At 71.0% G+C, this 26,557-nt stretch carries 26 protein-coding genes; 9 read left to right on the top strand and 17 right to left on the bottom strand.

Annotation, left to right across the window (positions count from 1 at the left end; translation table 11 throughout):
* Positions 1-184: 184 nt before the first annotated feature.
* The 7 genes from ACIP84_RS19275 to ACIP84_RS19245 form a co-directional block, all read right to left on the bottom strand.
* Positions 185-1,564, bottom strand: a complete 1,380-nt coding sequence (locus tag ACIP84_RS19275) for an FAD-binding oxidoreductase (RefSeq protein ID WP_355960732.1) — start codon at positions 1,562-1,564, stop codon at positions 185-187.
* Between the two features lie 79 nt (positions 1,565-1,643).
* Positions 1,644-3,398, bottom strand: coding sequence for a LuxR C-terminal-related transcriptional regulator (locus ACIP84_RS19270; RefSeq protein WP_401798900.1), 1,755 nt, complete (start codon positions 3,396-3,398; stop codon positions 1,644-1,646).
* A gap of 63 nt (positions 3,399-3,461) precedes the next feature.
* A complete protein-coding gene (locus tag ACIP84_RS19265; RefSeq protein ID WP_355960727.1) occupies positions 3,462-4,832 on the bottom strand; it encodes an FAD-dependent oxidoreductase in 1,371 nt (456 codons plus the stop codon).
* Between the two features lie 146 nt (positions 4,833-4,978).
* On the bottom strand, positions 4,979-5,791 hold the full coding sequence (locus ACIP84_RS19260; protein ID WP_401798898.1) for a hypothetical protein: 813 nt from the start codon (positions 5,789-5,791) through the stop codon (positions 4,979-4,981).
* Positions 5,792-5,880: 89 nt separating this feature from the next.
* Positions 5,881-6,075, bottom strand: a complete 195-nt coding sequence (locus ACIP84_RS19255; RefSeq protein ID WP_401798896.1) for a hypothetical protein — start codon at positions 6,073-6,075, stop codon at positions 5,881-5,883.
* Positions 6,072-6,341 carry a DUF397 domain-containing protein gene (locus tag ACIP84_RS19250; RefSeq protein ID WP_401798894.1) on the bottom strand — a complete coding sequence of 90 codons (270 nt, stop codon included), beginning with the start codon at positions 6,339-6,341 and terminating at the stop codon, positions 6,072-6,074. The genes ACIP84_RS19255 and ACIP84_RS19250 overlap by 4 nt, the downstream gene beginning before the upstream one ends.
* Positions 6,323-7,156: a Scr1 family TA system antitoxin-like transcriptional regulator gene (locus ACIP84_RS19245; protein ID WP_401798892.1), complete on the bottom strand. Its 834-nt coding sequence runs from the start codon at positions 7,154-7,156 to the stop codon at positions 6,323-6,325. Before ACIP84_RS19245 ends, ACIP84_RS19250 begins: the two co-directional genes overlap by 19 nt.
* 132 nt (positions 7,157-7,288) lie before the next feature.
* Between ACIP84_RS19245 and ACIP84_RS19240 the strand changes: the two genes are divergently transcribed.
* Together ACIP84_RS19240 and ACIP84_RS19235 are read left to right on the top strand one after the other, a co-directional pair.
* Positions 7,289-7,510, top strand: coding sequence for a hypothetical protein (locus ACIP84_RS19240; RefSeq protein WP_355960719.1), 222 nt, complete (start codon positions 7,289-7,291; stop codon positions 7,508-7,510).
* The gene (locus ACIP84_RS19235; RefSeq protein WP_073917859.1) at positions 7,507-7,722 is read left to right on the top strand and encodes a hypothetical protein; all 216 of its coding nucleotides are present in this window, start codon (positions 7,507-7,509) and stop codon (positions 7,720-7,722) included. The genes ACIP84_RS19240 and ACIP84_RS19235 overlap by 4 nt, the downstream gene beginning before the upstream one ends.
* A gap of 53 nt (positions 7,723-7,775) precedes the next feature.
* On the opposite strand, the gene ACIP84_RS19230 is transcribed toward ACIP84_RS19235, so the two are convergent.
* Positions 7,776-8,699, bottom strand: coding sequence for an RNA polymerase sigma-70 factor (locus tag ACIP84_RS19230; protein ID WP_355960717.1), 924 nt, complete (start codon positions 8,697-8,699; stop codon positions 7,776-7,778).
* Positions 8,700-8,825: 126 nt separating this feature from the next.
* Positions 8,826-9,299, bottom strand: coding sequence for a carboxymuconolactone decarboxylase family protein (locus tag ACIP84_RS19225; RefSeq protein ID WP_266965792.1), 474 nt, complete (start codon positions 9,297-9,299; stop codon positions 8,826-8,828).
* 171 nt (positions 9,300-9,470) lie between these two features.
* Between ACIP84_RS19225 and recO the strand changes: the two genes are divergently transcribed.
* Together recO and ACIP84_RS19215 are read left to right on the top strand one after the other, a co-directional pair.
* Positions 9,471-10,220: a DNA repair protein RecO gene (gene recO, locus ACIP84_RS19220; protein ID WP_030317440.1), complete on the top strand. Its 750-nt coding sequence runs from the start codon at positions 9,471-9,473 to the stop codon at positions 10,218-10,220.
* A 17-nt stretch (positions 10,221-10,237) separates the two neighbouring features.
* Complete coding sequence (locus ACIP84_RS19215; RefSeq protein WP_355960714.1) at positions 10,238-11,062, top strand: isoprenyl transferase; 825 nt, start codon at positions 10,238-10,240, stop codon at positions 11,060-11,062.
* 129 nt (positions 11,063-11,191) lie between these two features.
* Here the strand turns inward: ACIP84_RS19215 and ACIP84_RS19210 are convergent, their stop codons facing one another.
* The 4 genes from ACIP84_RS19210 to ACIP84_RS19195 all read right to left on the bottom strand — a co-directional run bounded on the left by ACIP84_RS19210 (position 11,192) and on the right by ACIP84_RS19195 (position 14,397).
* Complete coding sequence (locus ACIP84_RS19210; RefSeq protein ID WP_266965788.1) at positions 11,192-11,602, bottom strand: Fur family transcriptional regulator; 411 nt, start codon at positions 11,600-11,602, stop codon at positions 11,192-11,194.
* Between the two features lie 71 nt (positions 11,603-11,673).
* Positions 11,674-12,567, bottom strand: coding sequence for a metal ABC transporter permease (locus ACIP84_RS19205; protein ID WP_073917850.1), 894 nt, complete (start codon positions 12,565-12,567; stop codon positions 11,674-11,676).
* A gap of 16 nt (positions 12,568-12,583) precedes the next feature.
* Entirely contained in the window at positions 12,584-13,363 is a 780-nt protein-coding gene (locus ACIP84_RS19200) for a metal ABC transporter ATP-binding protein (RefSeq protein ID WP_401798887.1), read from the bottom strand.
* Between the two features lie 26 nt (positions 13,364-13,389).
* Entirely contained in the window at positions 13,390-14,397 is a 1,008-nt protein-coding gene (locus ACIP84_RS19195; RefSeq protein WP_401798885.1) for a metal ABC transporter solute-binding protein, Zn/Mn family, read from the bottom strand.
* Positions 14,398-14,563: 166 nt separating this feature from the next.
* Between ACIP84_RS19195 and ACIP84_RS19190 the strand changes: the two genes are divergently transcribed.
* Positions 14,564-15,946: a glycine--tRNA ligase gene (locus ACIP84_RS19190; protein ID WP_401798883.1), complete on the top strand. Its 1,383-nt coding sequence runs from the start codon at positions 14,564-14,566 to the stop codon at positions 15,944-15,946.
* 64 nt (positions 15,947-16,010) lie between these two features.
* On the opposite strand, the gene ACIP84_RS19185 is transcribed toward ACIP84_RS19190, so the two are convergent.
* The 3 genes from ACIP84_RS19185 to ACIP84_RS19175 all read right to left on the bottom strand — a co-directional run bounded on the left by ACIP84_RS19185 (position 16,011) and on the right by ACIP84_RS19175 (position 18,457).
* Positions 16,011-16,706 carry a VC0807 family protein gene (locus ACIP84_RS19185; protein ID WP_401798881.1) on the bottom strand — a complete coding sequence of 232 codons (696 nt, stop codon included), beginning with the start codon at positions 16,704-16,706 and terminating at the stop codon, positions 16,011-16,013.
* A gap of 106 nt (positions 16,707-16,812) precedes the next feature.
* Entirely contained in the window at positions 16,813-17,403 is a 591-nt protein-coding gene (locus tag ACIP84_RS19180) for a TetR/AcrR family transcriptional regulator (protein WP_401798879.1), read from the bottom strand.
* Positions 17,404-17,419: 16 nt separating this feature from the next.
* A complete protein-coding gene (locus ACIP84_RS19175) occupies positions 17,420-18,457 on the bottom strand; it encodes an aldo/keto reductase (RefSeq protein WP_401798877.1) in 1,038 nt (345 codons plus the stop codon).
* Positions 18,458-18,694: 237 nt separating this feature from the next.
* On the opposite strand from ACIP84_RS19175, the gene ACIP84_RS19170 reads away from it, so the two are divergent.
* Positions 18,695-18,940: a DUF6243 family protein gene (locus ACIP84_RS19170; protein ID WP_401798875.1), complete on the top strand. Its 246-nt coding sequence runs from the start codon at positions 18,695-18,697 to the stop codon at positions 18,938-18,940.
* Positions 18,941-19,219: 279 nt separating this feature from the next.
* Here the strand turns inward: ACIP84_RS19170 and ACIP84_RS19165 are convergent, their stop codons facing one another.
* The gene (locus ACIP84_RS19165; RefSeq protein ID WP_355960695.1) at positions 19,220-20,677 is read right to left on the bottom strand and encodes an MFS transporter; all 1,458 of its coding nucleotides are present in this window, start codon (positions 20,675-20,677) and stop codon (positions 19,220-19,222) included.
* Positions 20,678-20,729: 52 nt separating this feature from the next.
* Here ACIP84_RS19165 and dusB point away from each other — a divergent pair, with 52 nt between their 5' ends.
* The 3 genes from dusB (at position 20,730) to ACIP84_RS19150 (ending at position 26,548) form a co-directional block, all read left to right on the top strand.
* Positions 20,730-21,866, top strand: coding sequence for a tRNA dihydrouridine synthase DusB (dusB, locus tag ACIP84_RS19160; RefSeq protein WP_355960692.1), 1,137 nt, complete (start codon positions 20,730-20,732; stop codon positions 21,864-21,866).
* A gap of 366 nt (positions 21,867-22,232) precedes the next feature.
* A complete protein-coding gene (gene ppdK / locus ACIP84_RS19155; protein ID WP_401798872.1) occupies positions 22,233-24,944 on the top strand; it encodes a pyruvate, phosphate dikinase in 2,712 nt (903 codons plus the stop codon).
* 578 nt (positions 24,945-25,522) lie between these two features.
* Positions 25,523-26,548 (top strand): helix-turn-helix domain-containing protein, encoded by a 1,026-nt coding sequence (locus ACIP84_RS19150; RefSeq protein WP_355960688.1) that lies wholly within the window; start codon positions 25,523-25,525, stop codon positions 26,546-26,548.
* Positions 26,549-26,557 lie beyond the last annotated feature (9 nt).

Raw genomic sequence — 26,557 nt, 5'->3', positions numbered from 1 at the left:
GGCCGTGGCGCCGCCGCCCGCCCCGGTCGCCCGGCGGCGTGCCGCCAGACGGCGCCGGGCCGCCCGCCGTCGCCGACTCCGGTGGATCCGTTCGGGGAACGTGGACCGGTTCACCCGGCCATTGCCCCACGCCGGAGCGTGTGGGCCCGCGGTGCCACACCGCCGTTCCCCCATTTCGAGGGTGCTACGGCGCGATGTTCTGGTTCAGCCGGAACACGTTGTCGGGGTCGTACCGGCGCTTGACCGTCCTCAGCCGGTCGTAGTTCTGGCGGTAGTTGACCCGGACCCGGTCCTGGTCGTCGGTGTCCATGAAGTTGACGTAGCCGCCCTCCTGGGTGTGCGGGCGCAGGGCCGTGTCGTAGGCCCGGGTCCAGGAGATGTTGCGGTCCGAGTCCGCCGGGTCGGTCCAGGTGCCGCCGAAGGAGTGCGAGAAGACGGCGTCCCGGTACGCGAACGCGGTCTCCTCCGGGCCCACCCGGTGGCAGGCGCCGTCGATCGGGAAGATCGCCGTGTCCGATTCGAGGGACGGCATCGTCGCGCCGTACTCGGTGTGCACCGCGATCGCGCCGTCCGACAGCTCGCGGCTGAAGTTGCCCTTCCAGTAGTGGTGGAGCCCGGCCGGCAGCTGCTCGTCGAAGAGGGTGTTGATCACCGGGTACGGCATCCGCTCCATGAACCGGCCGATCACCGGTCCGAGTCCGTCCAGGCGGGCGAGGACCTTCTCGTCCTCCGCCTCCGGGCCGCTGAAGCAGGTGAACGCGGCGCAGATCGGCCGGCCGTGCCAGCGCTCCGGGAGGAACGGTTCCTCCGGGCCGAGCGCCAGGACCAGGATCGAGTTCAGCTCCTCCGGGGAGTCCGCGATCAGCTCGCGCCAGGCGCGTGCCACGTCCCCGTCGAGCGGGTAGCAGCTCAGACCGCCGAAGACGTCCGCGACCGGGTGCAGCCGGTACGCGAGGGAGACGGCGACGCCGAAGTTGCCGCCGCCGCCCCGCAGCGCCCAGAACAGGTCCGGGTTCCGCTCGGCGTCGCAGGACACCAGGGTGCCTTCGGCGGTCACCACGTCCGCCGCGATCAGGTTGTCGCAGCTCAGGCCGTAGCGGCGGGCCAGATGGCCCATGCCGCCGCCGAGCGTGAGACCGCCGACGCCGGTCGAGGAGACCACCCCGCCGGTGGTCGCGAGCCCGAAGGCATGGGTGGCGTGGTTGAAGTCGCCCCAGGTGGCACCGCCCTCGGCCCGTGCCGTACGGGCCTCCGGGTCGACCCGGACGCCCCGCATCCGGGACAGGTCGACGACGAGGCCGTCGTCCACGGTGCCGAAGCCGGCGACCGAGTGGGAGCCGCCGCGCACGGCCAGCGGGAGCCCGTGCTCCCGGGCGTGGAGCACCGCCGCGATCACGTCGCCGGCGTCCACGGCGTGGACGACGACGGCCGGGCGGCGGTCGTGCTGGGCGTTGTAGACCCGGCGGGCCTCGTCGTACGACGGGTCGCCGCGGGTCACGACGGTGCCGCGTACGGCACCGCGGAGCGTGTCGGCAGTGGTCTGGGAGTAGGTCGTGGTGGTCATGTCTCCGGTGTAGCCCGGCGGGCTACGTCCCCGCATCGCCCGGACCGCCCATGCGCGGACACCGGTCCGCATGGGCCGTTCAGACCAGGTCGTGCGCGTACGCGTAGGCCGTGGCGGAGGCGCGGGAGCCGACGCCCAGCTTGGCGAAGATGTTGTTCAGGTGCCGGGCGACGGTGTGCTCGCTGATCACCAGCGCCCGGGCGATGTCCTTGTTCGTGCCGCCCGAGGCGACCAGCCGCAGCACCTCCGCCTCCCGTGCGGTGAGCCCTCCGGGGAGCCGCCGCCGTGACCCGCCGCTGAGCAGGGCGGCGGCGCGCCGGGCGTCCGGTACGGCCCCGAGCCGCTCGAAGACCGCCCGCGCGGTGCCGAGCTCCAGACGGGCCGCCTCCTCGTCGCCCGCGGCCCGGCAGGCGGCCGCGAGCAGCATCCGTACCTGCGCGGCCTCGTACGGCACCCGAAGCTCCAGCCAGCCGGCGAGCGCCCGGCGCAGCGGGAGCAGCGCCGGGCGCTTCTCGGCGAGGGCCACCGAGCCGAGGGCCGTGTCGGCCAGGGCACGCAGCAGGGGTACGTCTCCGTCGGCGGCGCCCGCGAGGGCGTCGAGGTCCGCCGCGGCCTTCGCCGCTCCGGGGACGTCACGGACGGCGAGCGCCACCTCCGCGCGGGCGGCGAGCAGCCGGGACCGGCCCAGGACGTCGTGGTCGGGGTCGCTCCGGCAGGCGAGGGCCAGGTCGACGCCCGCCACGGCCGCCTCGGCCCGGCCCTGCGCGAGGCGCAGCAGCGCGAGGCCCGGCTGCGGGATCCGGCCCAGCTCGTGGGCGTGGCCGTACGACACGGCGGCCGCTTCGAGGCGGCCCTGGCGCCGCTGGACGTCCCCGGCGGCGTAGTACGCGGCGGCGGCCGACTCCAGGCAGTCCACCGGCACCTCGCGGCAGGCCTGCCGGGCCTCGGCCTCGGCGAGCGCCCAGGCCCCGAGGAGGTCGAGGACCTCGACCCGGTGGGCCCGGCAGACGCCCCGGAAGGGGTTCTCGCCGGAGGGGACGGTCACGGGGAGCGGGGCCGTGGGCGTGGGGGAGTCCTCCGGGGCCGTGGCCCCGGCGGCGTCCTCGTCCGGCGGGCGGCCCGTCCACGGCGGGGCGCACCACTCCATCGCCGCGTTCGTCCACTCCACCGCCCGCGCGAAGTCCGCGGCCTCCATGCACTGGGTCAGGGCCAGGCAGTACAGCCAGCCCGTGACCATGCCGCTCAGTTCGCCGGCCGACACCGCGCACATCGCGTCGTCGAGGAGGGCGAGGCCCTCGGTCCTGCGGCCTGCCGCGAGGAGCACGCGGGACTCGGCCTGGCGGCTGAGGGCGAGGAGGTCGGGGCTGCCGCAGGCGAGGGCCAGGGCGGTCATGCGGCGGGTCGCGGCGAGCGCGGTCTCGTGGTCGCCGTGCGCCGACGCCTCCTCGGCGGCCGTCATCTCCAGGAAGCACTGCTCCGGGCAGTCCGGCAGGTCCTCCAGGTGGTGCCGGGCCCGGTGGAGCCAGCCGGCGGCCGCCGCGGGCCGCCCGAGGCCGGCGTACTCGTAGTACAGCCACCAGGAGGCGAGCCCGGCGCCCCGGTGGTCATCGGCGGCGAGATAGGCGGCGTGCGCCCGGAGCCGGGCGGTCACGGACTCGTCGACGTGCCCGGACCACCAGGCGGCGTCGGCGAGCACGGAGAGGTCGTCGGCGGTCAGACCGCGCGAGGGGTGCCGGTCGTGGGCGTGGAGCAGCTGGTACGCCTCGGCCCAGGACTCACGGGCGGCGGCGCCCCTGGCGCGTTCGACCGGGTCGGTCGTGGTGGGTACGGACATGGCTCTCGCCCCTTCCCGGTCCTTTCAGGGTAGGCCGGGGAAGGGGCGAGAGCCTGCGAGGTCCTACTCGATCGCGCCGCTCGCGCGCAGCATGTCCTCGCGCTCGACGATCTTGATGCGCTCGCGGCCCTGCGGCTCGCCGAGCGCCTTCTCGGCGGCGTCCAGGGCGTACCAGCCCTCCCACGTGGTGTACGTGAGGCCCTTGCCCTCGAGGAAGGACACGACGGCGTCGGCCTCCGGGGTGGCGGGGGTGAGCAGCCGGCCGTTCGCGAAGTCGTCCAGGAGGTTCGCCACGGTCTCGTTGGCGTCGCCCTTGGTGTGGCCGATGAGGCCGACGGGGCCGCGGCGGATCCAGCCGGTGCAGTACGTGGAGGCCATGGGCTCGCCGGTCTCCTCGACGACCCGGCCGCCCTCGTCCGGGACGGTGCCGCTGACGGCGTCCCAGGGGAGCTTGGGCAGCTCGTCGGAGAGGTAGCCGACGGCGCGGTAGACGGCCTGGACGTCCCAGTCCGTGGTCTGCCCGGTGCCCTTCACGTTGCCCGTGCCGTCCAGCTCGGTGCGCTCGGTGCGCAGGCCGACGACCTGGCCGTCCTCGCCGAGGATCTCGACGGGCGACTCGAAGAAGTGCAGGAAGAGCTTGTGCGGGCGGTCGCCGACGTCGCGGATCGCCCAGTTCTCCAGGGTCTTGGCGACCATGTCGGTCTGCTTGTTCTTGCGCCGCTCGGCGATCGAGCCGTCGTCGTAGTCGATGTCCTCGGGGTTGACGATGACCTCGATGGTGGGGGAGTGGTCCAGCTCGCGCAGCTCCATGGGGCTGAACTTGGCCTGGGCCGGGCCACGGCGCCCGAAGACGTGGATCTCGACGGCCTTGTTGGCCTTGAGCCCGTCGTAGACGTTCGCCGGGATCTCGGTCGGCAGCAGCTCGTCGCCGGTCTTGGCGAGGATGCGCGCGATGTCGAGGGCCACGTTGCCGACGCCGAGGACGGCGACCTTCTCCGCGTCCAGCGGCCAGGTGCGCGGGACGTCCGGGTGGCCGTCGTACCAGGAGGCGAAGTCGGCCGCGCCGTACGAGCCGTCGAGCTCGACGCCCGGGATGTTCAGCGGGCGGTCGGCCATGGCGCCGGTCGAGAAGATCACGGCGTCGTAGAAGGCGCGCAGGTCGTCGAGGTGGATGTCGGTGCCGTAGTCGATGTTGCCGAAGAGGCGGACCTGTGGCTTGTCGAGGACCTGGTGGAGGGCGTTGACGATGCCCTTGATGCGCGGGTGGTCGGGGGCGACGCCGTAGCGGATGAGGCCGAAGGGGGCGGGCATCCGCTCGAAGAGGTCGATGGACACACCCGGCTCGGCGGCGGCGTCGGACTTCAGCAGCGCATCGGCGGCGTAGATTCCGGCGGGGCCGGCGCCGACGATCGCGACCCGGAGGGGGCGGGGCATGACTGGGTTCCCTTCGCAAGCGACGTGGCGGCGAAGCCGCCGACACTTAGGTCACCCTAAATAATGCGGGACGCGGACCGGTACCCGCCCCCGGTCTATGGGCACATAAGGCGAACTTATGACTTCCATAAGTGAACACGTCGATCTCAGAAGCCGCCGACGCCGAGGAGCCCGATGACCACGCCGGCGACCGCCCCGGCGGCGCCGACCAGGCCGATGAGGAGGCCGCTTCCCGTCAGGGCGAGGTCCAGCGCTCGCGCGGCCCGGCTCCGGAGGACGACCACGTGTCCGGGGTCCTGCGGATCGTAGGCGACGTCGATGGTCCACGTGTCGGCGAACTTCCGCACGGTGCGGTGCAGCCCCTCGGGGTCCGCGTAGACGTAGACGGACTGCTCGCCCGGGGCCCGCTCGGCGGCGACGGTGACGCCGTGCCTGCGCAGCCGGCGCTCCTCGCGTGAGGGGTACGAGGTCGCCCAGCCGAGCACGAGGAAGAACAGCCCGAGGAAGCCGCTCGGAATGACGATGATGATCGCGGCGGCGTGTCCGGTGGCGATCACCAGCACGCACAGGGCGACGATCGCGAGGGTGCCGTAGAGCGCCCCCCGCTTGACCACGCGGAGGACCCGCCCGACGGACGGGTCGCCCAGGCGGTTGCTCGACAGGTACCCGGAGCCGTCGACCGCTTCCGGCCGCTCCGGCAGGACCGCGTTGACCGCGTCGGCGAACGCCGTGGCGGCGGCCTCGTCCACGTCCGCGAACCGCTGGACGTGCGGCGTCGCACCGGCCGGTGCGGTCAGCTCGACGGCGACGGTCCGCCCCTCGGCGCGGACCCGCGCCACGGCCTTCAGCGGGATGTGCAGCTCCTCGCGGGCGCGGCGCAGCAGCAGCGCCTGGCCCTCGACGCGCAGACCGGTGCCGTCAGGTCCTCTGAGGGCGGGAATGGGGGACGTGATCGACATGGCGTGATCGTAGAGGCGGGCTGACCGCGGGTGAAGGGCCTGTCCACGGTGCGTGCGCGCATCCACCGCACGAGGTGCCCACCGCTCGGTCAGCGGCGGAGCGTCTCGGTGACCAGCCAGCCGATCCCGAACAGCCCGCCGCCGGCGAGTCCGCAGCCGACGAGGGCCATGAGCGTCATCATGCCGCGCACGTACAGGCCCTCCGTGTGGATGGCCGAGGATTCGAGGGTGACCGGGCCACCGGCGACGACGCCCTTCAGCGCGAACGAGGGGAGGGTCGTCATCTCTTGACGCCGGCGAGGAACGCGGTCCAGGCGGCGGTGGGGAGGAGGAGGGCGGGGCCCGTGGGGTTCTTGCTGTCCCGGACGGGGACGACGCCGGTGACACCGTCGAGGACTTCGAGGCAGTTGCCGCCGTCGCCGTCGCTGTACGAGCTCTTGCGCCACGCGGCGTCCGCGAAGTCGTAGGTGACCTCGACGCAGTCGCCGCCGTCTCCGTTGCTGTAGGAGCTCTTGAACCAGTGGGCGTGGGTCAGGTCGTACTGGCGCATCGTCTGTGGTCCTCCGCCGCCGACTCGATCAGTGCGAGGGACGCCTCCGGCGACAGCGTGGCGACCCTGAGCAGATCGTAGGCGCGCTGTGCCTGCTTCACCACCGCCGGATCGTCGAGCAACGTCCCCGAAAATCCGGTCTCCGCATAGGCCGTTGGGGGCTGGTCCTCGAACTCCATGAGCTTGAGCGAGCCGGTCATGAAAGCGTGCGCGCCGACCGAGCGAGGCAGGACGGTCACCAGCGCTCGCCGCTCCCGGGCCAGTGCCGTGATGTGGTCGAGCGTCGCGGCCATCACGGACGGGCCACCCACGGGAGTGAGCAGCGCGTTCTCGTGCAGGACGACCCAATACTCCGGCCTTGTAGGGCCCCTGAGGACAGCGGCCCTGTCGATGCGTGCCGTGACCCTCTCCTCGATGAACTCCTCCGTGGCGAACGGGTGCGTCGCCACTGTCACCGCCCGCGCGTACGCGCCCGTCTGCATCAGCCCCGGCACCACCGTCGGCGCGAACTCGCAGATCTTCGTCGCCACCGCCTCCAGATCCGCCACCGCGTGGAAATAGGAGGCGTACGGCGACTTGTTGATGAGCTTGCGAACCGTGCGTTCGAAAATACCGCCGGTTTGTAGGATCTCGTCGATTCGCTGCGCCACGTCCAACTGCGGCTTTCGAATTCCCTGCTCGAACAGGCCGATGTACGCCCCCGAAACGAACACCCGTCCGCCCAGTTCTTCCTGGGTAAGGCCCGCAGCCTCCCTGCGCTCCTTGAGTACCTCCCCGAAGAACACCCACGCGTCCTGCTGCTTGCCTCTGGCCATGGATTAACTCCCCAACCCTACGCCGCAGTTGTACGACCTGCGCATCTGCCGATTCTACGGATCCACCCCCACCCTGGTGAGGCGAAGCAGGAAATGGATTCGGAAAGGCATACGTTGGTGAAGGAAGACATCATGAAGACGACCACGGGGGCCATCGACATCGCACAAGAGGCAGTGACGGAATTGCGCGAGGCGCTCGCGAGGGCCGGAATCCGGCTTCCCTCGCTCGGGCTCGACGTCGTCACCCTCGCCGCCGATCCCCCGAGGCCGCTCGTCGAATTGGGATGCTGCACGGTGGAAACGGCACGGCTCCTCGCCGCCGCCGTCCTGCCGGGGGAGGAGAACCGGTCATGACACTGCCCATCGGGTCGTACGTCGTCGAGATCCGCACCGGGCGGGTCGGGAGGGTCATGGGGCACGTGGGGCCCTATGTCCAGGTCCGGCCGCTCGGTGGCGGACGGGAATGGGACGTGGAGCCCGACGGGGTACGGGAGGCCACCTCGGCCGAGCGGCTGAGCGCGGCCACGGCGCACGTGAACGCGCGGAGCCGTGGCGAGGTGCCCTGACTCCGCGCGCGGGCCGGGGTGAAGACGGCGACGGCCCGCGCTCACCGTCGGGGTCAGTCGGCCCGCCGGCGGACCTGCTTCACCTCGCGCGTGATCGCCCAGGCGTCGGCGACCGGCCCCAGGTGGCCGAGCTTGTCGGGGTTGAGGACGGCGCGGATGGTCTGGATCTGTCCGTCGAGGACGTCGAGAACGATGGCCTGGAGGATCCTGCCGTCGCGGTCGCGGTAGATCGCGCCGGGCTGGCCGTTGACCTCCCGCGGCTCGCACGTGACATCGATCTCGTACAGCGTGGGGAAGGCGGAGCAGAGGAGCCGGGCCACGTTGTCCGCACCCACGATGGTCCTGGCGAAGTTGGGGGCCTTGCCGCCACCGTCGCCGACGAGTTGGACGTCCGCGGCCAGGAGGTTCTGCAGTCCGCCCAGGTCGCCGTCCTTGAGCGCGTCGAAGAAGCGGGTCGCCAGTTCCTGTCGTTCCTCGCGGTCGGCCGCGAACCGGGGTTGTCCGGCGTGCATGTGCCGCCGGGCCCGTACGAGCAGCTGCCGGCAGGCCGCCTCCGAGCGCCCCACGGCCTCGGCGACGTCCTGGAAGTCGAAGGCGAAGACCTCCCGCAGCAGGAAGACCGCGCGCTCCAGGGGGCTGAGCCGTTCGAGGAGCAGCAGCGCTGCCATGGAGACCGAGTCGGCCAGTTCCACCGAGCGCGCCGGGTCCTGGTACGGATCGCTGAGGAGGGGCTCGGGGAACCAGGGGCCGACGTACTCCTCCCGCCGGACCCGCGCGGAGCGCAGGACGTCGATGGAGAGGCGGGTGACGGTGGTCGACAGGAAGGCCTTGGCCGACGTGGGGAGGGTCGGCGAGCCGTCGTATCGCAGCCATGTCTCCTGGACCGCGTCCTCGGCCTCGCCGACGCTGCCCAGGATCCGGTAGGCGATCGAGAACAGCAGCGGGCGCAGCTCCTCGAACTCCTCGACCTTGCTCATGCCGACTTCCTCTCCCCGTTCCCCGTCCGCCCGTGCGGTGCACGGCTTCGTGATCATGCAGGGGGGTGGCGGGCCGGGACAACCGTCACCCCGGCCCGGGTCCCTGCCCCCGCCCTGCGCGCTCCGTCAGTGGAACCGGCCGGGGACGTAGTCGCCCGCCGGCTGCCGGGTGATGGCGTTCAGGCGGTTCGCCAGGTTCATGAACGCGATGTGGAGCACGAGAGCGGTGAGCTGTTCCTCGTCGTAGTGCAGGGCGGCGCGCTCCCAGACCTCGTCGCTGACCCCGCCGGCCGCGTCGGCGGTCCGGGTGCCCTCCTCGGCCAGTTCCAGCGCGGCGCGCTCGGCCTCGGTGTAGACCGTGGCCTCCCGCCACGCCGCCACCAGGTTGAGCCGCACCGGGGTCTCGCCGGCGTGCGCCGCCTCCTTGGTGTGCATGTCGATGCAGACGGCGCAGCCGTTGATCTGGCTCACGCGAAGCGCGACCAGCTCCTGGGTCGCCGCCGGGACCGTCGACTCCTTGACCGACTTGCCCGCCGCCATGAGGTGCTTGAAGGCCTTGCCGGCGGTCGGGCTGGTGAAGAGGTTCAGTCGCGCGTCCATGGGGTGCTCCTCGGTGGTCGTGATCGTCCGTCGCCGGCTACAACCCCTGAGACGAGGTAGCCCGGCCCCCTGTGACACGGGTGAATGTGACCTGCGTCTCTCCGGCGGACGGGCCGTGCGGGTCTGTCCGCCCCGGGGCCGGGCGCCCCCGCCGTACGCGAGAATGGGCCCATGAGTCTGTTCCGCGACGACGGCATCGTGCTGCGCACCCAGAAGCTGGGTGAAGCGGACCGCATCATCACGCTCCTCACCCGCGGTCACGGGCGCGTACGCGCCGTGGCGCGCGGGGTACGGCGGACGAAGTCCAAGTTCGGCGCGCGGCTCGAACCGTTCTCGCACGTGGACGTGCAGTTCTTCGCCCGGGGGAGCGAGCTGGTCGGGCGCGGCCTGCCGCTCTGCACGCAGAGCGAGACGATCGCCGCGTACGGCAGCGGCATCGTCACGGACTACGCCCGCTACACCGCCGGCACCGCCATGCTGGAGACGGCTGAACGGTTCACCGACCACGAGGGCGAGCCCGCCGTGCAGCAGTACCTGCTGCTGGTGGGCGGGCTGCGGACCCTCTCCCGGGGCGAGCACGCCCCCCATCTCATCCTCGACGCGTTCCTCCTCCGCTCGCTCGCCGTGAACGGCTACGCGCCGAGCTTCGAGGACTGCGCCAAATGCGGTATCCACGGCCCCAACCGGTTCTTCTCGGTCGCGGCGGGCGGTGTCATATGCGGCGACTGCCGGGTGCCCGGAAGCGTCGTACCCTCTCCGGAGGCCATCGGCCTGCTCAGCGCGCTGCTCACCGGCGACTGGGCGACGGCGGACGCGTGCGAGCCGCGTCACGTCAGGGAGGGCAGCGGACTCGTGTCCGCCTATCTGCACTGGCATCTGGAGCGCGGCCTGCGCTCCCTGCGGTACGTAGAGAAAAGCTAGGTAGGAGAGACCACGTCATGGCCATCGCACGACTGCTCGGTCGCCAGCGCCGGGAGTACAGCACCCCCGAGCCGCACCCGTCCGGCGCCCGTCCGCCGAAGCTCCAGTCCGAGCTGATCCCGGAGCACGTCGCGATCGTCATGGACGGCAACGGCCGCTGGGCCAAGGAGCGCGGCCTGCCCCGCACCGAGGGCCACAAGGTCGGCGCCGAGCAGGTCCTCGACGTGCTCCAGGGCGCGATCGAGATGGGCGTGGGGTCGATCTCGCTGTACGCCTTCTCCACCGAGAACTGGAAGCGCTCCCCCGAGGAGGTGCGCTTCCTGATGAACTTCAACCGCGACTTCATCCGCAAGTCCCGCGACCAGCTCGACTCGCTCGGCGTCCGCGTGCGGTGGGTCGGCCGGATGCCCAAGCTGTGGAAGTCGGTCGCCAAGGAGCTCCAGGTCGCGCAGGAGCAGACCAAGGACAACACCAGGCTCACGCTGTACTTCTGCATGAACTACGGCGGTCGCGCGGAGCTCACGGACGCGGCGCAGGCGCTGGCCGAGGACGTGAGGGCCGGCCGGCTCGACCCGGCGAAGATCACCGAGAAGACCATCCAGAAGTACCTCTACTACCCGGACATGCCGGACGTGGACCTGTTCCTGCGCCCCAGCGGCGAGCAGCGCACCTCCAACTACCTGATCTGGCAGAGCGCGTACGCCGAGATGGTCTTCCAGGACGTGCTGTGGCCCGACTTCGACCGCCGCGACCTGTGGCGGGCCTGCGTCGAGTACGCCCAGCGCGACCGCCGTTTCGGCGGCGTCGACCCGGCCGACATGGCCGTGCTCGACAAGGGCTGAGCCGCGTGTGACCGAAGCGGCTGTTCGTCGTGCGGGAGCCGGGCCCGTCCGCCCGGGTGCGACCTGACACGAGAAGGCCCGTACCTCCGGGGTACGGGCCTTCTCGTATGTCAGGTCACTGCTCGTGCGTCACTTCCCGGCGCAGTCCGCGCAGGTTCCGAAGATCTCCACCGTGTGCGCCACGTTCACGAAGCCGTGCTCCGAGGCGATCGTCTCGGCCCACTGCTCCACCATCGGGCCCTCCACCTCCACGGCCTTGCCGCAGACGCGGCACACCAGGTGGTGGTGGTGGTCGCCGGTCGAGCAGCGGCGGTACACCGTCTCGCCCTCGCTCGTGCGCAGCGCGTCGACCTCGCCCGCGTCCGCCAGGGACTGGAGGGTGCGGTAGACGGTGGTGAGGCCGACCGAGTCGCCGCGGTGCTTGAGCATGTCGTGCAGCTCCTGAGCGCTGCGGAACTCGTCCACCTCGTTCAGCGCCGCGGAGACGGCGGCACGCTGTCTGGTCGAGCGGCCTCGTACGGGGGGTCCTGCCGTCACCACGGGGGCCTCCTTGAATGCTTGTCTGCCCCCGCCATTCTGCCAGCCCCCCACGGCCCTGAGTCCGGGCCGGATCAGACCTTCACGTCGTCCGAGGGACGCCGGGTCGCCGGAACCGGTGCGTCACAGCTCTCCGCGCCCGCCTCGGCCGCCCGTGCCCGCCGTTTGGCGAGCGGCGTGGCGAGCAGGGTGAGCAGGACGAAGACGCCGATCGCGTACAGGACGATCGTCGCGCCGGGCGGCACGTCCTGGTAGTACGAGGTGACCGTGCCGGCCAGGGTGACCGTGATGCCCGTCACCACGGCGAGGACGAACGTCGCGCGGAAGGACTTCGACAGCTGCTGGGCCGCCGCGACCGGCACCACCATGAGCGCGCTGACCAGCAGCAGGCCGACGACCCGCATGGCGACCGTGACGGTCACCGCGGCCGTGACGGCGATCAGCAGGTTCAGGGCGCGCACCGGGAGGCCGGTGACCCGCGCGAACTCCTCGTCCTGGCTGACCGCGAAGAGCTGCCGGCGCAGACCGACCGTGACCAGGACGACGAAGGCGGCCAGGATGCCGATCGCGGTGATGTCCTCCTCGGAGACCGTGGAGAGCGAGCCGAAGAGGTAGGAGCTCAGGTTGGCGTTGGAGCCGGTCGGCGAGAGGTTGATCAGCAGGACTCCGCCGGCCATGCCGCCGTAGAAGAGCAGCGCGAGCGCGAGGTCGCCGCGGGTCTTGCCGTACGCCCGGATCAGTTCCATGCCGACCGAGCCGACGACGGCGACCAGGGTCGCCATCCAGACCGGGCTGGAGTTCAGGAGGAAGCCGAGGCCGACGCCGGTCATGGCGACATGGCCGATGCCGTCGCCCATCAGCGCCTGGCGGCGCTGGACCAGGTAGATGCCCACGGCGGGCGCGGTGATGCCGACGAGCACGGCCGCGAGGAGCGCGCGCTGCATGAAGGCGAGATCGAGCATTTCCATGATCAGGTCAGCTTCCTCAGGTCAGCAGACCCGTACGGAGCGGCTCCCCGGCCGCGTGCGGATGGACGTGGTCGTGGCCCGGCAGCGCGTGCTGGCCGAGGGCCTCCGGCGGCGGGCCGTCGTGGACGACACAGCCGTCGCGGAGCACGACCGCGCGGTCGATCAGCGGCTCCAGGGGGCCCAGCTCGTGCAGGACGAGGAGGACGGAGGTGCCGCCGGCGACCTGCTCGCGCAGGGTCGAGGCGAGGATCTCCTGGCTCGCGAGGTCGACGCCGGCCATCGGCTCGTCCATGATCAGGAGTTCGGGCTCTGAGGCGAGCGCGCGGGCGATCAGGACCCGCTGGTGCTGGCCGCCGGAGAGCGCGGAGACGGAGTCCTTGGCGCGGTCGGCGAGCCCGACGAGCTCGATGGCCCGCTCGACGGCGGCCTTGTCGGCCTTGGTCAGCCAGCCGAACCTGCGGCGGGAGAGCCGGCCGGAGGAGACGACCTCGCGGATGGTGGCGGGGACGCCGCTCGCGGCGGTGGTCCGCTGCGGTACGTAGCCGACGCGCGCCCAGTCGCGGAAGCGCTTCCGGTCCGTGCCGAACAGCTCGATCGTGCCGCCGGTCAGTGGCACCTGGCCGATGACGGAGCGGACCGCGGTGGACTTGCCGGAGCCGTTGGCGCCGAGCAGCGCGACGACCTCACCGCGGCGGACGGTGAGGTCGACACCGCGGAGGACGGGCCGGGCGCCGAGAGCCGCGGTGGCTCCGCGGACGGAGATGACGGGTTCCCGTTCCGGTGTCGGGGCGGCCATGGCTCGTACCTCCTGCTGTGCGGTGATCACTTCGCGCCGAGGGCCTTCTGCAGCGCGGCGAGGTTGGAGCGCATGACCTCGATGTAGTCATCGCCCTTGGACGTGTCCGTGATTCCCTCCAGCGGGTCGAGCACGTCGGTCTTCAGACCGGTGTCGCCGGCGAGGGTCTTGGCGGTCTTGTCGCTCGCGAGGGTCTCGAAGAAGACCGTGGTGACCTTGTCCTTCTTCGCGACGTCCTGGAGTTCCTTGATCCGGGCGGGGCTCGGCTCGGACTCGGGGTCGATGCCGGAGATGCCCTCCTGGTCCAGGCCGTAGCGCTCGGCGAGGTAGCCGAAGGCGGAGTGGGTGGTGATGAAGGTCTTCGTGGTGGTGTTCTTCAGGCCGTTCGCGAAGTCGGTGTTCAGGTCGCCGAGCTTCTTGACGAGAGCGTCGGTGTTCTTCCTGTAGTCGGCGGCGTTCGACGGGTCGGCCTTCTCCAGGGCGGCGCCGACACCCTTGGCGACCTCGGCGTACTTCACGGGGTCGAGCCAGATGTGCGGGTCGTTGCCGGCTTCGGAGCCGTGGTCGTGACCGGCTTCCTCCGCCGCGTGCTCGCCCTCGGCGTGCTCCCCTTCGGCGTGGTCGTGGCCTTCGTGGCCGACCCCGGTGCCGTGGGCCTCGAGCTTCGTGAGGGTGGCGGCGTCGACGGTGTTCTTCACGCCGGCCTGGGCGATCGCGTCGTCGACGGCGGGCTGGATGCCCTTGAGGTAGAGGACGACGTCGGCCTCGCCGAGCTGGCCGATCTGCTTCGGCTTGAGCTCCAGGTCGTGCGGCTCGACGCCGGGTTTGGTGAGCGTGTCGACGGCGACGTGGCCGCCGCCTATCTGCTCGGCCAGGTACTGCATGGGGTAGAACGACGCCACCACGTCGAGCTTGCCGTCGCCGCTCTTGCCGGCCGCGTCGGAGCTTCCGCCGCAGGCGGACAGGGTGACGATGCCGAGCGTGACGGCTGCGGCGGCGGCGGTGCTGGATATGAGGCGGCGACGTACGTTCATGACACTCATTTTCAACAAAACTGGAAACGATTGTCAATTGTCGTACGTGTGGCCCCGCCCACGCGACCCCTCGCGCGGTCCCCCCACCGAACCGATTTGATACGGGGGGTGCGGGCGCCGGTAACCTGTGGCATTCGCACTTCGTCGTCGTAATGAAGAGAGCACCGTGGCCGCCGACAGAATCGACACCATCGTCAGCCTGAGCAAGCGCCGTGGCTTCGTCTACCCGTGCAGCGAGATCTACGGTGGCCAGCGCGCCGCCTGGGACTACGGACCGCTGGGTGTCGAACTCAAGGAGAACATCAAGCGTCAGTGGTGGCGTTACATGGTCACCGCGCGCGAGGACGTCGTCGGTATCGACTCGTCGGTCATCCTGGCCACCGAGGTCTGGGAGGCCTCCGGTCACGTCGCCACCTTCACCGACCCGCTGACCGAGTGCACCTCCTGCCACAAGCGCTTCCGCGCCGACCACCTGGAGGAGGCGTACGAGGAGAAGCACGGCCGCCTCCCCGAGAACGGCCTCACCGATCTCAACTGCCCCAACTGCGGCAACAAGGGCACCTTCACCGAGCCCAAGAACTTCTCCGGCCTGCTCTCCACCCACCTCGGCCCGACCCAGGACTCCGGCTCCGTCGCCTACCTGCGTCCCGAGACCGCCCAGGGCATCTTCACCAACTTCGCCCAGGTGAAGACCACCGCGCGCAAGAAGCCCCCGTTCGGCATCGCGCAGATGGGCAAGTCCTTCCGGAACGAGATCACTCCGGGCAACTTCATCTTCCGGACCCGCGAGTTCGAGCAGATGGAGATGGAGTTCTTCGTCAAGCCGGGCGAGGACGAGCAGTGGCAGGAGTACTGGATGGAGCAGCGCTGGAACTGGTACACCGGTCTCGGCCTGCGCGAGGAGAACATGCGCTGGTTCGAGCACCCGCAGGAGAAGCTCTCCCACTACTCCAAGCGCACCGCCGACATCGAGTACCGCTTCTCCTTCGGTGGCAGCGAGTGGGGTGAGCTGGAGGGCGTCGCCAACCGCACGGACTACGACCTGACCGCGCACTCCAAGGCCTCCGGCGCCAACCTGTCCTACCTGGACCAGGAGTCCGGTGAGACGTACACGCCGTTCGTCATCGAGCCCGCCGCCGGTGTCGGCCGCACCATGCTCGCCTTCCTGCTCGACGCGTACAACGAGGACGAGGCCCCGAACGCCAAGGGCGTCATGGAGAAGCGCGTCGTGCTGCGCCTCGACCACCGCCTGGCCCCGGTCAAGGCCGCCGTCCTGCCGCTGTCCCGCAACCCGCAGCTCTCCCCGAAGGCCAAGGGCCTCGCGGCGGACCTGCGCCAGAACTGGAACATCGACTTCGACGACGCCGGCGCCATCGGCCGCCGCTACCGTCGCCAGGACGAGATCGGCACCCCGTTCTGTGTGACCGTCGACTTCGACACCCTCGACGACAACGCGGTGACCGTGCGCGAGCGCGACACCATGAAGCAGGAGCGCGTCTCCCTCGACCAGATCCAGAGCTACCTGGGCAGCCGCCTGCTCGGCTGCTGATCTCACGCTCCAGCGGGAAGCCCCCGGTTCCGTATCGGAACCGGGGGCTTCCCCGTGGTCGGGGTCAGGCCGCCTGGGCGGCCGCCGCCCCGGCCTCCGCCTGCCGTCTCGCTCCCTCGGCCGCGCGGCGCTTCCCGAACCAGGCCGTCCACACGCCCAGGACGCCGAGGACCCCGTAGATCATGACCGGGCTCAGTGTGACCATGGTCTTCGTCGGCAGCGCGTAGGCGAGGGCGACGCGGAGCAGCGCCTCGGCGACGTAGGCCACGCCCCACACCAGCGTCATGGTGCGCATGGTGGAGCGGAAGCCCTCGTACTGCCACATGCCGTTCCACCAGGCGGTGCTCGCCGGGGTGCCGTCGGTGGCGAACTTGCGCCCGAAGTAGAACATCAGCGGGCGGGGTGCGAGCAGGGTGGCCAGGCAGAGCAGCCCGAACAGGCCCGTGACGCCGGAGTCCTTGACCAGCAGCGCGCGGGCGGTGTGCGCGCCGATCAGCGAGACCAGGGCCGTGATCACCAGGAACACCAGGGTGACGACGGCGAACTCGTCGATCTTGCGGCGCCAGGCGACCATGATCGCGCTGTCCAGGACCGGCCAGGCGCTGCCGGCGAGCAGGGCGGCGAACTCGGACCAGCCGTGGTCCTCGGTCAGGATGTCGTACGTGAGGATCGGCGCGACGACGTTGAGCCCGATGGTCAGGACCCAGCCGATCGCGGAGGCGGCGCCCGAGCGGGCGGGCGGCTTTTCGGGTGCGGACATGGTTCCCCCTGGGAGCGTTGCGGTCGCGGTGCGGGGGAACGCTAGTCATGTACCGGACAGGGAAGGGGAAAGTCCAGGCCAAATGATCTTCAAAAGGGCGTGATGCTCAGACCCGCAGCGCCCGCTGCACCAGGGAGACGACCGCCGTGAACGCGTCCTCGACGCCCGGCGCGGACCAGTCGGCGGCGTGCGCGGGGTTGTGGAAGCGGTCCGTGGCGTCGAAGACCGCGCGGGCCGTCGTCCCGAAGTCCCGCTCCGGCGCGGTGAACAGCCCCTCGCCGTGACCGGCCTCCAGAATGCGGGCGATCTGCTCCACCAGGTGCTCCTCGTGCCGGTCGACCACCGCGCTGTTCTCGCCGATCAGGACCTGGAACGTGGCCATCAGCTCCGGATCGCCGCCGGCCTTGCGCCGCTTCAGGGCGAACAGGGCCGTGAGCCAGCCGGTCAGCCGCTCGTCCGCGGGCTCCTCGCCCTCGACGTGCGGCCGCAGCGCGACGATCGTCCGCTCCAGCCACCGCTCGGTCACCGCCTCGCGCAGCGCCGCCTTGGTGCGGAAGTGGCGGTAGACGCTGCCGTGGCTGACGCCGAGGACCCGGGCCACGTCCACGACGGTGGCCTTCGCCGGTCCGTAGCGCCGCAGCACCTCCTCGGTGGCTTCGAGGATGCGCTCGGCGGTCAGGGTCTCGGTCGCGGCCATGGAAGGACAGTACCTGTCAGTGCTCGCTGTCCAGATGCGCCATCTGCGCCGCCGGGTAGCGGTCGCCGGCCGCCGCGCCCGCCGGGACGGCCTCCTCGATCGCCGCCAGGTCGGCGGCGTCGAGCGTGACGTCCAGGGCGCCGAGCGCCTCCGCGAGCCGGTCCCGGCGCCGGGCGCCGACCAGCGGGACGATGTCCGCGCCCTGTCGCTCGGCCTGGGCGAGGACCCAGGCGATCGCGGTCTGCGCGACGGTCACGCCCTTGGCCTCGGCGAGCGCCCGCAGCCGGTCCACGAGGTCCAGGTTCCGCCGGAGGTTGTCGCCCTGGAAGCGCGGGCTCATGCCCCGGAAGTCGTTCGCCGCGAGCTCGCGGTCCCGGGTGAAGTGGCCGCTGATCAGTCCGCGCGACAGCACGCCGTACGCCGTGATGCCGATGCCCAGCTCGCGGGCGGTGGGCAGGATCTTCTCCTCGATCGACCGGGAGATCAGCGAGTACTCGATCTGGAGGTCCGCGATCGGGGCCACGGCCGCCGCCCGGCGCAGGGTGTCCGCGCCGACCTCGGAGAGCCCGATGTGCCGGACGTGCCCGGCCTCGACCAGCTCGGCGATGGCGCCGACGGTCTCCTCGATCGGCACGTCCGGGTCGACGCGGGCGATGCGGTAGACGTCGATGTGGTCGGTGCCGAGGCGCTGGAGCGAGTAGGCCGCGAAGTTCTTCACGGCGGCGGGCCGCCCGTCGTACCCGGTGAAGCCGCCCTCGACCGTGCGCAGGGCACCGAACTTCACGCTGGTCAGCGCCTGTTCGCGGGCGGCCGCGGGGGCCGTGCGCAGCGCCTCGTTGATCAGCAGCTCGTTGTGCCCCATCCCGTAGAAGTCGCCGGTGTCGAGCAGGGTCACCCCCGCGTCCAGGGCGGCGTGGATGGTCGCGATCGACTCGGTGCGGTCGCTCTCGCCGTACAGCGCGGACATGCCCATGCAGCCGAGGCCGAGAGCGGAGACCTCGGGCCCGGTGGTGCCGAGGGGGCGGGTGGGGACGGGGCGCCGGGTGGTGGTCATGGCTGTCTCCTCGGATTCGGAAGCCGGTGGATCGGTGTGACACAACAACCATGACATGACCGATGACAGATTTCAATATCTGTCATCCCTTCGGGCGGTGCGGGGAAATCCGGGTGCCTTCGCCCAGGGCCGGCGGTAGCGTCACCGGCATGTCCTCGTTCTTCCAGATCTACGAGTGAGCGCCGTCTCCGGCAGCCCGAGTCAGACCACCGACCACCTCACCGACGGGAGAACACCGTGGCGAAGAGCCGCAACAACCTCCTCGGCGTCGGGGGACAGCGCAAGAAGCTGTCCCGCGCCGACCGGCACGGCAACGGCCAGAGCCGCACGGCGGCCCAGCGCTCCGCCGACGACCGCAAGCAGGACCTCCTGAAGAAGATGCGCGAGCGCACCCTGGGAGCCGACGCCGCCGAGACCGCGACGGACGCCACCGGCGCCGACACGGCCGGCACCACTACCGGCACCGGTACCGGCCAGGAGTAGTCACACCGCATGACGAAGGGCCCGGGGCGGCTTCACGCCCCGGGCCCTTTCGCGGTCCCGGCCAGCTGGAGCACCCCGACCTCTGGCTCGGACCGGCCGCCGGACCGCGCCTCGGCACGTACGTACCCCTCGACGAGGAGTCCCGGGGCGCGGCACGAACGCCTCCTGGACTGGCCGTACGGGAGGAGGCGCGGGCGGCCGGGGAAGCGCGGGCAGCCCGGGCGGGCCGCGAGGCCCACGCCGCCGGTGACGCGCGGGCGGCCCGGAAGGCGCAGGCCCTCACCGCCGCCCGAGCGGCAGGTCCGTCCCGTCCGCCGGCTGCGCCCCGTCGTCCGTCTCCAGGCACCGTGCCGTCCGCTCCGCCGTGCGGCGGGCCCACTTCCCGCTGGTCAGGGCACCGACCACGAGGACGGCGAGGCCGCAGGCCGTCACCACCCAGTACCCCGGCCGCGCCGCCGTCACGAAGTCCTCCGGCGACATTCCCGCGCCCACTCCCGTCGCGAGCACCGTCCCGACGACCGCCACCCCGAGCGTCTGCCCCACCTGGCGGCTCGTCGAGGCCACCGCCGCCGCCACCCCGGCCTGCGCCCGGGGCATCCCGGAGACGGCCGTGTTGGTGATCGGCGCGTTCACCAGGCCGAAGCCGATGCCGAAGGCCACGTACCCGGTGAAGAGCAGCGGATCGCGGGTCTCCGCCTGGAAGGCCGCGAAGAGGAGGGCCCCCGCCGCCATCGCCGTGCCCGCGAGCAGCAGGGGGAGACGGGGTCCACGCGCGCCCGTGAGCCGGCCCGACAGCGGGGCGAAGACGAAGGTCATGCCCGCCATCGGCAGCACGTAGAGGCCGGCGTCCAGCGGGGAGAGTCCGCGCACCTCCTGGAGGTACAGGGTGTTCAGGAACAGGAAGCCGGCGAAGCCCGAGAAGGCGCAGATCGCGACGACGGTGGCGCCGCTGAACGGCGCGCTGCGGAAGAACCTCAGGTCGATCAGGGGTTCGCGACGCCTCGGCTCGTACAGGAGGACCCCGCCGAGCGCCACGGCCGCGATGCCGGCGAAGAGCGGGTCGGTCTCGATGATCGCGTACGTGAGGGAGCCGAGGAGCGTGGCCACCAGGAGCTGACCGACCGGGTCCGGGCGCCGGGGCCGGGGCGCGCGGGACTCGGGGACGTACCGCAGGGTGAGGAGCAGGGCGACGAGGGCCACCGGCAGGTTGACCCAGAAGATCGCCCGCCAGCCGACCGACTCGACGAGCACGCCGCCGACCAGCGGGCCCAGGGCCAGCGAGATGCCGACCACGGCGCCCCAGACGCCGATGGCACGCGCGCGTGCGGCGGGTTCGGTGAAGGTGTTGGTGATGATCGACATGGCGACCGGGTTGAGCATCGAGCCGCCCACCGCCTGCACCGCCCGGAAGGCGATCAGCGCCTCCAGGTTCGGGGCGAGGGAGCAGAGCAGCGAGCCGAGCGCGAAGACGACGAGGCCGGTCACGAAGACCTTGCGGCGGCCGATCCGGTCGGCGGTGGAGCCGGCCAGCATCAGCAGCGAGGCCAGGACCAGGGTGTACGCGTCGATGACCCACTGCAGGCCGGAGACGGAGGCGTCGAGGTCGTGCCGCAGGTCGGGCAGGGCGACGTTGAGCGCGGTGTTGTCCAGGCTGACGATCAGCAGGCTCATGCAGCAGATCGCCAGGACGACGAGCTGTCGGCGCTTGGGGAGCTGCGCGCGTGTGAGCTCTGGCATGTTCGGATAGTACGGCTAACTAATGACCGGCGCAGTGCGCGACAATGGGCCAATGACCGCGTTCTCCCCCCTTGCCATCGGGCCGCACATCGTGCAGCCGCCGGTGGTGCTCGCCCCGATGGCCGGCATCACCAACGCCCCCTTCCGCACCCTCTGTCGCGAGTTCAGCGGCGGCAAGGGGCTGTTCGTCAGCGAGATGATCACGACGCGCGCCCTGGTCGAGCGCAACGAGAAGACGATGCAGCTCATCCGCTTCGACGCGACCGAGCAGCCGCGCTCGATCCAGCTGTACGGGGTGGACCCGGTGACGGTCGGCAAGGCCGTCCGGATGATCGTCGACGAGGATCTCGCCGACCACATCGACCTGAACTTCGGCTGCCCCGTCCCCAAGGTGACCCGGAAGGGCGGCGGCTCGGCCCTGCCCTACAAGCGGCCGCTGCTGCGCGCCATCCTCAACGAGGCCGTGACCAACGCGGGCGACCTGCCGGTCACCATGAAGATGCGCAAGGGCATCGACGACGACCACATCACGTATCTGGACGCGGGCCGGATCGCGGTGGAGGAGGGCGTCACGGCGATCGCCCTGCACGGGCGGACGGCGGCGCAGCACTACGGCGGTACGGCGGACTGGGACGCGATCGCGCGGCTCAAGGAGCACGTGCCGGAGATCCCGGTCCTCGGCAACGGCGACATCTGGTCCGCCGACGACGCCCTGCGGATGATGCGGGAGACGGGCTGCGACGGCGTGGTCGTCGGCCGTGGCTGCCTGGGGCGGCCGTGGCTCTTCGCCGACCTGGTGGCCGGCTTCGAGGGCACGGGCGCCTACGCGGCGCCGGGGCTGCGGGTGGTCGCGGACGCGATGGTGCGGCACGCGCGGCTGCTCGGGGAGTGGCTCGGCGACGAGGCACGCGGTGTCATCGACTTCCGCAAGCACGTGGCCTGGTACCTGAAGGGCTTCTCGGTGGGCTCCGAGATGCGCAAGAAGCTGGCGATCACCTCGTCCCTCGACGAGCTGAGCGCTCAGTTGAGCGAGCTGGACCTTGATCAGTCGTGGCCGGTGGGTGCCGACGGTCCTCGGGGTCGTACGTCCGGAAACAACCGAGTTGTCCTGCCTGACGGCTGGTTGAAGGACCCGTACGACTGCTCCGGCGTGAGTGAGGATGCCGAGCTGGACACGTCCGGCGGCTGAGATTCGGCCTCGATTCGGCCTTTCCGGGGGAGTGATCCTCGCCACCCTTGAGGGGGGTGGTGCTCAGATGAGCAGGTTACGAACGGCTGCATCGCCTGAAGGGTGGCACGGGGTGCCACCCTTTTTGCGTTCAAGACTTGAACGCAAGTGCTCGGATGTGCGCTCACGTGAGCGGCTTCTCTCTGGTTTGGGTCATGACGCCTTCGGGGCCTGAAAGCGGAAGCTACTTCTCGGTTACTTTCGAAGTGCTGGCGGACGGGTGGTTAAGGCCACGTGACCGCTAGGCGTACCTCCCCAGAAGCCTTCGATCTGGGTATGTTCCTCGCCGTCAGGGCAGCCAACCGAGTCATCGAGGAGTCGGGACCCGTGTCGGAAAACAATGATCAGAAGTTCGTGTACGACTTCACCGAGGGCAACAGGGACCTGAAGGACCTGCTCGGTGGCAAGGGCGCGAACCTGGCCGAGATGACCAACCTCGGTCTGCCGGTCCCTCCCGGGTTCACGATCACCACCGAGGCGTGCAAGGTCTACCTCGAGAGTGGCTCGGAGCCGGTCGAGCTCCGCGACGAGGTGAGCGCCCACCTCGACGCCCTTGAGCAGCAGATGGGCAAGAAGCTCGGCCAGGCCGACGACCCGCTGCTGGTCTCCGTGCGCTCCGGGGCGAAGTTCTCCATGCCGGGCATGATGGACACCGTGCTCAACATCGGCCTCTCCGACGCGTCCGTCGTCGGGCTCGCCGACCAGGCCGACAACGAGCGCTTCGCATGGGACTCGTACCGCCGCCTGATCCAGATGTTCGGCAAGACCGTCCTCGGCGTCGAGGGCGAACTCTTCGAGGACGCGCTGGACGAGGCGAAGGCCGCGAAGAAGGTCGCCAGCGACACCGACCTCGACGCCGCCGACCTGAAGAAGGTCGTCGACCACTTCAAGAAGATCGTGAAGGCCGAGACCGGCCGCGACTTCCCCCAGGACCCGCGTGAGCAGATGGACCTCGCCATCGAGGCCGTCTTCAACTCCTGGAACACCGACCGCGCGAAGCTGTACCGCCGCCAGGAGCGCATCCCGGGCGACCTCGGCACCGCCGTCAACGTCTGCTCGATGGTCTTCGGCAACCTCGGCCCGGACTCCGGCACCGGTGTCGCCTTCACCCGCGACCCCGCCTCCGGCCACGAGGGCGTCTACGGCGACTACCTGCAGAACGCGCAGGGCGAGGACGTCGTCGCCGGTATCCGCAACACCGTGCCGCTGGCCGATCTCGAGTCGATCGACAAGACGTCGTACGACCAGCTCATGGACATCATGAACACGCTGGAGACCCACTACAAGGATCTCTGCGACATCGAGTTCACCATCGAGCGCGGCCAGCTCTGGATGCTCCAGACCCGTGTCGGCAAGCGCACCGCCGGTGCCGCCTTCCGCATCGCCACGCAGCTCGTGGACCAGGGCCTGATCGACGAGGCCGAGGCGCTCCAGCGCGTCACCGGTGCGCAGCTCGCCCAGCTGATGTTCCCCAAGTTCGACGAGGACGCGAAGGTCGACCAGATCGGGCGCGGCATCGCCGCCTCCCCGGGCGCTGCCGTCGGCAAGGCCGTCTTCGACTCGTACACCGCCGTCAAGTGGTCCCGCTCGGGCGAGAAGGTCATCCTGATCCGCCGCGAGACCAACCCGGACGACCTGGACGGCATGATCGCCGCCGAGGGCATCCTCACCTCCCGCGGCGGCAAGACCTCGCACGCCGCCGTCGTCGCCCGCGGCATGGGCAAGACCTGTGTCTGCGGCGCCGAGGAGCTCGAGGTCGACACCAAGCGCCGCCGGATGACCACGGCCGACGGCCAGGTCGTCGAGGAGGGCGACGTCGTCTCCATCGACGGCTCCACCGGCAAGGTCTACCTCGGTGAGGTACCCGTCGTACCGTCCCCGGTCGTCGAGTACTTCGAGGGCCGCATGCACGCCGGCGCCGACGACGCCGACGAGCTGGTCCAGGCCGTCCACCGGATCATGGCCTACGCCGACCGCGTCCGCCGGCTGCGCGTCCGCGCCAACGCCGACAACGCCGAGGACGCCAACCGCGCCCGCCGCTTCGGCGCCCAGGGCATCGGCCTCTGCCGCACCGAGCACATGTTCCTCGGCGAGCGCCGCCAGTTCGTCGAGCGGCTGATCCTGGCCGACACCGACACCGAGCGCGACGACGCCCTGGAAGCCCTCCTGCCGCTGCAGAAGACCGACTTCGTCGAGCTCTTCGAGGCCATGGACGGGCTGCCCGTCACGGTCCGGCTGCTCGACCCGCCGCTGCACGAGTTCCTTCCCGACATCACCGAGCTGTCGGTGCGCGTCGCCCTCGCCGAGTCCCGCAAGGAGCCGCACGAGAACGACCTGCGCCTCCTCCAGGCCGTCCACCGGCTGCACGAGCAGAACCCGATGCTGGGTCTGCGCGGTGTCCGCCTCGGCCTGGTCATCCCCGGCCTGTTCACCATGCAGGTCCGCGCGATCGCCGAGGCCGCGGCCCAGCGGATCGACGCCAAGGGCGACCCGCGCGTCGAGATCATGATCCCGCTCGTCGGCACCGTGCAGGAGCTGGAGATCGTCCGCGAGGAGGCCGAGCAGGTCATCGCCGAGGTCCAGGCCCGCACCGGCGTCGAGCTCAAGCTCGCGCTCGGCACCATGATCGAGCTGCCGCGCGCCGCCGTGACCGCCGGTCAGATCGCCGAGGCCGCGGAGTTCTTCTCCTTCGGCACCAACGACCTGACGCAGACCGTCTGGGGCTTCTCCCGCGACGACGTGGAGGCCTCGTTCTTCACCGCGTACCTGGAGAAGGGCATCTTCGGCGTCAGCCCCTTCGAGACCATCGACAAGGACGGTGTCGGCGCGCTCGTGCGCAGCGCCGTCGAGGCCGGCCGCGCCACCCGCCCCGACATCAAGCTCGGTGTCTGCGGCGAGCACGGCGGCGACCCGGAGTCGGTCCACTTCTTCCACGAGGTCGGCCTGGACTACGTCTCCTGCTCGCCCTTCCGGATCCCGGTGGCGCGTCTGGAGGCCGGCCGCGCGGCGGCCGAGTCGAAGGGCAGCGACAGCCGCTGAGTCCTGCTGAACGGGGGGTCAGGAGCGGCGGTCGGGCCCTCCTGAACCCCCGTTCAGCAGCGGGAATCACCGAACCACTCCGGTACGACCGGGGGCGCCGCCGGTCAGCTCACCACCCTCACCGGCGGGCGGCGGCCCCGGAATCACGGCGACGGGACGGACACCTTTGTGCGGAGGTGTCCGTCCCGTCGTTTGTTTGTTGAGCGGATGTGAGGAGGTGTTCAATTGCGCCTGATTGAATTATTGGCCATTGAACTTCCTCGTTCCTCCGCAAAGGATCCACCGCAAAGAATGGAGCGGGCGCGACCCCCGGATCCCCACCCGGAGGCCGCGCCCTTTACCGATGCCGGGCAGGTGAGCCGCAACCTCGCCGACCGCCGCCGGACGGGCAAAGCCCCCCACGGTCTTCACCACGCCACCTCGGTCCTGAAGGTTTCCTGCCCGACCCGTACAGCTTTTCGGTTCCGCCCCCATTGCCGCGATGCTTTTCAACTGTGGCTGAAACACCCTGGTAACGTGCAGTGATGCTGTGCATACTCGTCGTCGGGGGTGGTTGCGAGTGCACAGGTGGGGACGTCATGCTGCGGATTCATTTCACCGGAAACGACCTGGCGGGGGTGCGGACCGCCGCCCGGCCCGATGTTCTGTGGGAAACGATTCTCAGTTTTCACCGTTTAAGGGACCGGCGCGGCCCCGTCGTCTTCGGAGAATGGCGCTCCGAAACCCGGATGCGGCTCGGCGGTGAGACCCGGCTCCTCGCCGCGCTCGTTCCGAGCCGCGGCTATTTTCCCGACTTCCTGACGCCCGCCGAGGGCGTCCACGGGCTCGACGAGGGCCTGGAGGCGATCCGCGCGACCGACTCCGGCCGGCTGCGGAGCGAACTCTCGCTGCTCGCCGCGCACCGCTCCGGCGGGCGGACCGTGCCCCATTCGCTGCGGGCCCTCGCCGACGGCGGCGCGGAGCCCTTCGACCGGCTCGTGGGGGCGCTGCGGAGCTATCACCGGGCCGCCGTGGAGCCGTACTGGCCGCACATCAGGGCCCGCGTCGAGGCCGACCGGGCCCGGCGCGGCCGCGCGCTCCTGGACGGCGGCGCCGACGAACTCCTCGCCTCGCTGCCGCCGATGCTGCGCTGGCGCGCGCCCGTCCTGGAGGCCGACTACCCGGTCGACCGGGACGTGCACCTCGACGGGCGGGGGCTGCTGCTCCAGCCCTCGTACTTCTGCCGGGGGACCCCCGTGGTGCTGCGCGACCCCGCGCTGCCGCCGGTCCTCGTCTACCCCGTCACCCACGGCGAGGCGCCGACCGTGCGCGCGCCGGGCGGCTCCTCGCTCGCCAAGCTGGTCGGGCAGACCCGCTCGGCGGTGCTGCACGCCATCGGCGACGGCGGTACGACGAGCGAACTCGCCCGCCGGGCCGGGGTGTCGCTTGCCTCGGCCAGCCAGCACGCGGGCGTGCTGCGCGAGGCGGGGCTGATCGCGACCCTGCGGCACGGGAACGCGGTCCTGCACACCCTGACGCCGTTGGGCGCCGCCCTGCTCGGCGGCACCCAACGGACGGTGGATCTGCGGTGCTACGCGCGGAACGGGCCTCCCGTCACCTCGTAGGGATCGCTG

The sequence above is a fragment of the Streptomyces sp. NPDC088707 genome, assembly GCF_044752725.1.
In the GTDB taxonomy this organism is placed as follows: Bacteria; Actinomycetota; Actinomycetes; order Streptomycetales; family Streptomycetaceae; genus Streptomyces.
The sequence above is the reverse complement of the archived record's forward strand: the minus strand, read 5'-3'. Positions and strand labels throughout refer to the sequence as shown.

What these genes read in the sequence shown, in the direction of transcription:
- ACIP84_RS19275 (WP_355960732.1), bottom strand. Translation starts at nt 1,564, where the DNA reads ATGACCACCACGACCTACTCCCAGACCACTGCCGACACGCTCCGCGGT.
- ACIP84_RS19270 (WP_401798900.1), bottom strand. Translation starts at nt 3,398, where the DNA reads ATGTCCGTACCCACCACGACCGACCCGGTCGAACGCGCCAGGGGCGCC.
- ACIP84_RS19265 (WP_355960727.1), bottom strand. Translation starts at nt 4,832, where the DNA reads ATGCCCCGCCCCCTCCGGGTCGCGATCGTCGGCGCCGGCCCCGCCGGA.
- ACIP84_RS19260 (WP_401798898.1), bottom strand. Translation starts at nt 5,791, where the DNA reads ATGTCGATCACGTCCCCCATTCCCGCCCTCAGAGGACCTGACGGCACC.
- ACIP84_RS19255 (WP_401798896.1), bottom strand. Translation starts at nt 6,075, where the DNA reads ATGACGACCCTCCCCTCGTTCGCGCTGAAGGGCGTCGTCGCCGGTGGC.
- ACIP84_RS19250 (WP_401798894.1), bottom strand. Translation starts at nt 6,341, where the DNA reads ATGCGCCAGTACGACCTGACCCACGCCCACTGGTTCAAGAGCTCCTAC.
- ACIP84_RS19245 (WP_401798892.1), bottom strand. Translation starts at nt 7,156, where the DNA reads ATGGCCAGAGGCAAGCAGCAGGACGCGTGGGTGTTCTTCGGGGAGGTA.
- ACIP84_RS19240 (WP_355960719.1), top strand. Translation starts at nt 7,289, where the DNA reads ATGAAGACGACCACGGGGGCCATCGACATCGCACAAGAGGCAGTGACG.
- ACIP84_RS19235 (WP_073917859.1), top strand. Translation starts at nt 7,507, where the DNA reads ATGACACTGCCCATCGGGTCGTACGTCGTCGAGATCCGCACCGGGCGG.
- ACIP84_RS19230 (WP_355960717.1), bottom strand. Translation starts at nt 8,699, where the DNA reads ATGAGCAAGGTCGAGGAGTTCGAGGAGCTGCGCCCGCTGCTGTTCTCG.
- ACIP84_RS19225 (WP_266965792.1), bottom strand. Translation starts at nt 9,299, where the DNA reads ATGGACGCGCGACTGAACCTCTTCACCAGCCCGACCGCCGGCAAGGCC.
- recO (WP_030317440.1), top strand. Translation starts at nt 9,471, where the DNA reads ATGAGTCTGTTCCGCGACGACGGCATCGTGCTGCGCACCCAGAAGCTG.
- ACIP84_RS19215 (WP_355960714.1), top strand. Translation starts at nt 10,238, where the DNA reads ATGGCCATCGCACGACTGCTCGGTCGCCAGCGCCGGGAGTACAGCACC.
- ACIP84_RS19205 (WP_073917850.1), bottom strand. Translation starts at nt 12,567, where the DNA reads ATGGAAATGCTCGATCTCGCCTTCATGCAGCGCGCGCTCCTCGCGGCC.
- ACIP84_RS19200 (WP_401798887.1), bottom strand. Translation starts at nt 13,363, where the DNA reads ATGGCCGCCCCGACACCGGAACGGGAACCCGTCATCTCCGTCCGCGGA.
- ACIP84_RS19195 (WP_401798885.1), bottom strand. Translation starts at nt 14,397, where the DNA reads ATGAACGTACGTCGCCGCCTCATATCCAGCACCGCCGCCGCCGCAGCC.
- ACIP84_RS19185 (WP_401798881.1), bottom strand. Translation starts at nt 16,706, where the DNA reads ATGTCCGCACCCGAAAAGCCGCCCGCCCGCTCGGGCGCCGCCTCCGCG.
- ACIP84_RS19180 (WP_401798879.1), bottom strand. Translation starts at nt 17,403, where the DNA reads ATGGCCGCGACCGAGACCCTGACCGCCGAGCGCATCCTCGAAGCCACC.
- ACIP84_RS19175 (WP_401798877.1), bottom strand. Translation starts at nt 18,457, where the DNA reads ATGACCACCACCCGGCGCCCCGTCCCCACCCGCCCCCTCGGCACCACC.
- ACIP84_RS19165 (WP_355960695.1), bottom strand. Translation starts at nt 20,677, where the DNA reads ATGCCAGAGCTCACACGCGCGCAGCTCCCCAAGCGCCGACAGCTCGTC.
- dusB (WP_355960692.1), top strand. Translation starts at nt 20,730, where the DNA reads ATGACCGCGTTCTCCCCCCTTGCCATCGGGCCGCACATCGTGCAGCCG.
- ACIP84_RS19150 (WP_355960688.1), top strand. Translation starts at nt 25,523, where the DNA reads ATGCTGCGGATTCATTTCACCGGAAACGACCTGGCGGGGGTGCGGACC.